Source organism: Bacteroides sp. D22, from assembly GCF_000163675.1.
Taxonomy (GTDB): Bacteria; Bacteroidota; Bacteroidia; order Bacteroidales; family Bacteroidaceae; genus Bacteroides; species Bacteroides xylanisolvens.
On the sequence record NZ_GG774806.1, the window covers coordinates 192,117 to 197,704 of the forward strand.

The 5,588-nt window shown below is 35.6% G+C and carries 9 protein-coding genes and 1 pseudogene; all 10 read left to right on the top strand.

Features of this window, described 5'->3' with window-relative positions; translation table 11 throughout:
- Positions 1–323 (top strand): SMI1/KNR4 family protein (locus HMPREF0106_RS11970; RefSeq protein WP_009040065.1); only part of this gene is annotated, 323 nt, incomplete at its 5' end.
- A gap of 81 nt (positions 324–404) precedes the next feature.
- Entirely contained in the window at positions 405–935 is a 531-nt protein-coding gene (locus HMPREF0106_RS11965; RefSeq protein WP_004295476.1) for an SMI1/KNR4 family protein, read from the top strand.
- An 86-nt stretch (positions 936–1,021) separates the two neighbouring features.
- Complete coding sequence (locus HMPREF0106_RS11960; protein ID WP_009040066.1) at positions 1,022–1,717, top strand: Imm19 family immunity protein; 696 nt, start codon at positions 1,022–1,024, stop codon at positions 1,715–1,717.
- A 78-nt stretch (positions 1,718–1,795) separates the two neighbouring features.
- A complete protein-coding gene (locus tag HMPREF0106_RS11955) occupies positions 1,796–2,248 on the top strand; it encodes a DUF4265 domain-containing protein (protein ID WP_224262761.1) in 453 nt (150 codons plus the stop codon).
- A gap of 64 nt (positions 2,249–2,312) precedes the next feature.
- Positions 2,313–2,717 (top strand): SMI1/KNR4 family protein, encoded by a 405-nt coding sequence (locus tag HMPREF0106_RS11950; protein WP_008627667.1) that lies wholly within the window; start codon positions 2,313–2,315, stop codon positions 2,715–2,717.
- Positions 2,718–2,788: 71 nt separating this feature from the next.
- Positions 2,789–3,160, top strand: coding sequence for a DUF2750 domain-containing protein (locus HMPREF0106_RS11945; protein ID WP_008627669.1), 372 nt, complete (start codon positions 2,789–2,791; stop codon positions 3,158–3,160).
- 87 nt (positions 3,161–3,247) lie between these two features.
- Complete coding sequence (locus HMPREF0106_RS11940) at positions 3,248–3,649, top strand: SUKH-3 domain-containing protein (RefSeq protein WP_032851350.1); 402 nt, start codon at positions 3,248–3,250, stop codon at positions 3,647–3,649.
- A 71-nt stretch (positions 3,650–3,720) separates the two neighbouring features.
- Positions 3,721–4,716 carry an SMI1/KNR4 family protein gene (locus tag HMPREF0106_RS11935; RefSeq protein WP_007558975.1) on the top strand — a complete coding sequence of 332 codons (996 nt, stop codon included), beginning with the start codon at positions 3,721–3,723 and terminating at the stop codon, positions 4,714–4,716.
- A gap of 84 nt (positions 4,717–4,800) precedes the next feature.
- The gene (gene imm9, locus HMPREF0106_RS11930; RefSeq protein ID WP_008627674.1) at positions 4,801–5,268 is read left to right on the top strand and encodes an Imm9 family immunity protein; all 468 of its coding nucleotides are present in this window, start codon (positions 4,801–4,803) and stop codon (positions 5,266–5,268) included.
- Positions 5,269–5,334: 66 nt separating this feature from the next.
- A pseudogene (locus HMPREF0106_RS11925) lies at positions 5,335–5,588 on the top strand (SMI1/KNR4 family protein); the annotation flags it as partial.

Genomic DNA, 5,588 nt, shown 5'->3' on the forward strand with positions numbered 1-5,588 from the left:
TAGAGGACTTTAACGGAGAAAGCGATAGCGGATTCCGTTGGAATGAATTTGAGCTGATGGGACTTGAGGCGTTGGCAGATGATAAGGAATCCTGTGATATGATACGCCTGTTTTGGGATAGCCATATTCCTATTCTTATGTCAGTAAAAGATGGATACCAATACTTGTGCATAGATTTATCTCCGGAAAATTACGGTAAAATCTATTATGGAGTTGAACCTGAATTTGAAGATTCGGCAGAATTTGTTTGCGATAGCTTTAATCATTTATTAGAAATGTTGTCTTCCAATAAAAAGAATGATATACTGACAAATTTCAAATAGGTTTATAACAAGCAGATAAATCTCTCTGAAAGATTGATTATCCACCGAACATTATGTGCCACAAAAAAAGAAAATGAGAATATGAAACAAGAATTTGAAGGTTTTGATTTTACAAACTTTTGGGATGATAATTACTATGCCCGCAAGGAGTATATCAGTGATGCCCCAACTGATGAATTGATAGCTGATGTAGAGAAAGAATTAGGATACAAGTTGCCAGCTTCCTATATATGGCTGATGAAGCAGCATAATGGAGGCATCCCTTTCAATACATGCTTCCCTACTGATTCACCCACAAATTGGGCTGAAGACCATATTGCTATAACTGGCATTTACGGTATAGGTAGGGAAAAGGACTATTCACTATGTGGAGAAATTGGCAGTCAGTTTATGATTGATGAATGGGGATATCCGGAAATAGGTGTGGCTATTTGTGACTGTCCGAGTGCTGGGCATGATATGATTTTCTTGGATTATCGAGAATGTGGTCCATTCGGAGAACCAAAAGTTGTGCATATCGATCAAGAATCAGATTTCAAAATAACTACATTAGCAGAAAATTTTGAGGATTTTATACGAGGGCTTGAAAATGCTGAGAAATATGAGGAATAGTAAGTAAGGCACATAACAAGCGGAAGAATCTCCCTAAATGGTCGATTATCCGCCGAACATTAGTTGCGGTCAAAAACGAAATAAAAATGAATGTAATATCAGAAAAAGAATATTCGTTTTCAAATGCGCTTTTTTGGAACGTAATGTTACATCATCATATTCGAGCCTTTGATGAAGAAAGGGATGCGAATTTTGATGAAGTATGGGATGAAGAACTTGTACCAACATTGTTGGATGAAAAGAAGTACAAGAAATATTGGTGTTGGCTATCTCAAATTGATTTGAAAACATCCGAAAATCAAGGTGAAATAGAAAATCCAAGAACTCTAACACTTCCTATCGGCAGCGATATTGTATTGACAATAGAATTTCATCCTTGCTGTACATATTATTTTTTGAATGACACTTTAATCGGGGAAGTTAGTGGCAACTTTCACTTGAAGTATCTCACATATTCGGAATTAATGAGGATTACAAAAGAGAAATATGGAGATGTACTGTTCCATTTACTCTTACCTTTGTCTGCAATCAGGGAACAAGAAAAAGACATAGCACTTAATGCAATAATCCAACGATTGCAACAAATTCCCTTATTCAAGGAACATTCCGCATATATAGGTAAATGTATCTTGAATGGATTATTAATATCCAACTCTGACATACAAGAAATTCCCAAGATAGGAACGATATGTACAAGCAATCATTCATATAGAAATGCTTTGGTATATGATGATGAAAGGCAGGAAATAAAGGAGCTAAATATCCTTTTATCGAGATTATAAATATGCAACTAACAAGCGGATTAATCTCCTATAAAGGTCGATTATCCACAGAACATTATCAACTTATTAATGAATAAAATGAAAAAAGACAAACATATAAAAGTGCTATTTCACTTGGAACAAGATGAAGATGGCTATCCACCATTTTCTATTGAAGGTTTGTGGTGCAAAAAGGCAAGTAATGATACTTATATTGTCGATAATGTGCCATTCTATACCTATGGAATCAGTTTGGGGGATGAGATATGTGTTACAGAAGAAGATGGCGAATATCATTTTCAATCCATAGTGAATCCCTCTGGAAATAGCACATTGAGGGTACATTTTAACGATAAACGTATGCAGATGGTCAGAGACAAACTACTTGATATGGGATGCAAGGTAGAGATTTCTAATCTCCCTTCATTCGTATCCATAAATGTACCACAAGAAGTTTCCTTAAAAGTGGTCGAAGATGTTCTGACCAATATGCAAAAAGAATGTGATAGTTTGGCTTATGAACATGGTGTTGTCAGACAAAATATAAGTTGATAACAAACAGCAGACCGACTGAATAAGCGGAACGCTGCCGGACATTAGCAACCGAGAAATAAAAATGAAAAAGGAACTTATAGAACGATTGAGAAGATTTCTAACGGCACATGATATGATTGGGACACCAGCATCTGATGACCAGATATTATGCGCGGAACAAGAATTAGGTGTAAAATTTAGTTCTGACTATATAGACTTTATCAAAAGTTTCGGAACAGCCTACGCTGGAATGATGATTAATGCTTTAGACGGCAATGAAAATGTGGTCGATGAAACTAAATCATTAAGAGAAGTTCATCCTGAAGTTACAGACACTTATGTGATTTCAGATGATGGTTCTGGCAATCCCATAATGATAAATTCTAAAGGGGAGATTGAAATATACTATCATGATAGTGACGCCGAAAGAGAAATCATCGCTTTATCGTTAGAACAATATATAGAAGATAATTTTCATGAATGGTAAAAGCGGTTGCTAACAAGCAGATGAAACTTTTAAGGTAAGGTGGTTTATCCGCCGAACATTATGGTAGAAAAATGAACAATAGCAGGATTAAAAATATAGTAAATCTTTCAGCAGCAGAAAGATATGGCTACTTTATTCGTAAAGTTTCAGACTTTGAAGAAGTTTGGGGGTTAAAGGATAAAGAAGGTTGGGCTTTAATGGGAAATAATGAGCAAGTTTTATTTCCTGTATGGAGCGAAAAGGAATTTGCAGAATTGTGTAAATGGGATAACTATCAACCCAATTCTATTCCTCTTGATGACTTCATTGAGAAGTTATTACCGAAGTTAGAAAAAGACAATGTGATGTTGGCTGTATTCCCATTGTCAAAGGGGAAAGGTATAATTCGTACTGTTCAAGAGATAATTGCTGACATAGAGCGAGAGTGTGAACAATATGAATAAACTACCATAACAAGCGGATAAATCTCCCTTGAAAGGTTGATTATCCACCAAACATTATCAATGTGCAAAATAAAAAATAAAAGTAGTATGGAACTGAAGCAATATCTTAAAACAAATTGCCACTGGGAAAATCGGGTAATCATAAGCCCGAATGAGCTTATGGCAATTTATTCTAAAGCAAACTACCAACCGACTCCAAAGTTGATAGATTTCCTTATTTATTTCTACAATCAGGAATTTCAGTTTCCAAAAGTGGATGTGCATTTTAATCTAAAGAAAACATTAAACGATAATCCGCATTACTTATTCTACGACCAATTTTGTGAACTACTCCATGTTTCGGATATTTGTCCTTTTGGGGAATACGAACATGGATATATGGTCTTGCTTGTTGATAGTAAAAACAACATATACGGCGTAATGGATGATTATGTTGAACGGTTTGGAAATGATTATTTCAAAATGCTAAATCAACTTTATAATCGGTAAGGCATTGATAACAAACAGCAGACCGACTGAATAAGCGGAACGCTGCCAAACATTATCTGCCCATAAAAAGAATGAATATGAAAATAGAATTAGAAAATTGCCAAAAAAGTCTTACTCTCAAAGATTTTGAAGAAATAGAGAGTAAATTGGGTTATGCCTTGCCGGAAAGACTGAAAGAGTTCTATTTACAATATAATGGAGGTTCTACGAAACAGACCGCAAGCATAAATAAATATCAAGAGGTGGAAATTGAAGATTTCTTCCCATTCAAATATAACAAGGATTTTAAGAATGACCCCAGATATACGGCAGAAGGCGAAACATTAGAGTTAAGAAAAGCTGGAGCTATATCTGATAGCATTCTTATTTTTGCTATGGAATCTACCGATGAAGGTCGGATTACCATAGACTTGGTTAATGGAAAGATCTATCTTTACCCTATTGTGGGGATGCAAGATGTAATCTTCAATTTTGGAGAGCCACGACTTGTTGCAAATTCAATAGATGATTTCTTTGACAATCTCGTTGTTTTGGACGGGCACAAAGCAATTCCAGCAATAGAAGAAATCGAAGAGGGACAAACGGAGACAGCAGGTGTAATGCCTGAACTTTCGGACTGTTCGGCTTCGCTAACAAAAGAAGATATAAAGAATTTTGAGGTTGAGTTGAATGTAAAGATTCCGGCAGGCATGAAGAACTTTTACCTCAAGTTCAACGGTGGTATGCCATCACCATATTGTTATCAACCGCAGGACGAGGATTTGGATCGGGTGGAGATAAATGCGTTCTTTCCGATAAAGGAACGCACCAATGCTTTTGAAACAATTGAAGTCATAGCCAAAGATATATGGAGTAGGAATTTAATGCCATGCAATCTGTTGCCTTTTGCTATGGATTCGGGTGGAAACTATTATGCGTTGAACTTGAAGAATAAAAAGATTTACTATTACTTGACTGACGAGTGGGACGAAAACGCTTCAAGAGAATACAACTTTGAAACAAATACTCGTTACATCGCCCAGTCATTCAATTACTTTATAAATCATTTTATCGAAGAAGAGGAATAAAGCGGGCAGATAACAAGCGGATCAATCTCCTTTAATGATGATTATCCACCGAACATTATAAACTCTGGATATAAAGATGAATGTATGAATAATCAATATGCAGTTTTAATAAGTAGTGAAATCCCAGAACTTGGAGAATTGGACTTACTGCGCTCAATTTGCCGAGAGTTGAATGGTTATATGGAAGATTACAATAACCAAATCAACTTAGATAATTTGGGAGATTGGAAACTTCTCATACAGATAAATCTTCGAAATACTAATGGGATTGGGATTTTCAAACGGGCAAAACGTTTCCCATCTAATAAAGAGTTTGAAATATCTATTTCTATACCAGTACCAAATTTGGAGGAAGCACGCTATGGAATATCCGATATGACGGGGATTTATATTCCTTTAAATATTAAAAACTTCTACATTCTTTCTCCATGCTTTAGTAAATATGATAATTTGTATCATTATATTCTTGAGAGTGCAAAACAAGCCATAGATGCAGCTTTTACTTATGGCTTTACATGTAACGGCAAAAGAATAAAGAAAAAAAGTTTATAACAAACAGCACTACCGACTGAATAAGGCGGAACGCTGCAAACCATTATAAACTCGTAAAATAAAAATATGATTGAAGCACTGAAAAATATAGGATTCATCGTTACAGAACGATTGGAAAGAAAAGATTTAAGCTCTGATTTACAAAATCGGTACTCCGAACTTCCTGCGGACTATCAGGAGTTTTTACAACGGTTTCAGACAATCACGAATGAAAGTGATAATGTTTGGTTTAATTCCATAGAGGACTTTAACGGAGAAAGCGATAGCGGATTCCGTTGGAATGAATTTGAGCTGATGGGACTTGAGGCGTTGGCAGATGA

Bases quoted from the DNA above. Each gene is read 5' to 3' on its own strand.
- HMPREF0106_RS11955 (WP_224262761.1), top strand. From the start codon at position 1,796: ATGAAAAAAGACAAACATATAAAAGTGCTATTTCACTTGGAACAAGAT.
- HMPREF0106_RS11965 (WP_004295476.1), top strand. From the start codon at position 405: ATGAAACAAGAATTTGAAGGTTTTGATTTTACAAACTTTTGGGATGAT.
- HMPREF0106_RS11950 (WP_008627667.1), top strand. From the start codon at position 2,313: ATGAAAAAGGAACTTATAGAACGATTGAGAAGATTTCTAACGGCACAT.
- HMPREF0106_RS11945 (WP_008627669.1), top strand. From the start codon at position 2,789: ATGAACAATAGCAGGATTAAAAATATAGTAAATCTTTCAGCAGCAGAA.
- HMPREF0106_RS11935 (WP_007558975.1), top strand. From the start codon at position 3,721: ATGAATATGAAAATAGAATTAGAAAATTGCCAAAAAAGTCTTACTCTC.
- HMPREF0106_RS11940 (WP_032851350.1), top strand. From the start codon at position 3,248: ATGGAACTGAAGCAATATCTTAAAACAAATTGCCACTGGGAAAATCGG.
- imm9 (WP_008627674.1), top strand. From the start codon at position 4,801: ATGAATAATCAATATGCAGTTTTAATAAGTAGTGAAATCCCAGAACTT.
- HMPREF0106_RS11960 (WP_009040066.1), top strand. From the start codon at position 1,022: ATGAATGTAATATCAGAAAAAGAATATTCGTTTTCAAATGCGCTTTTT.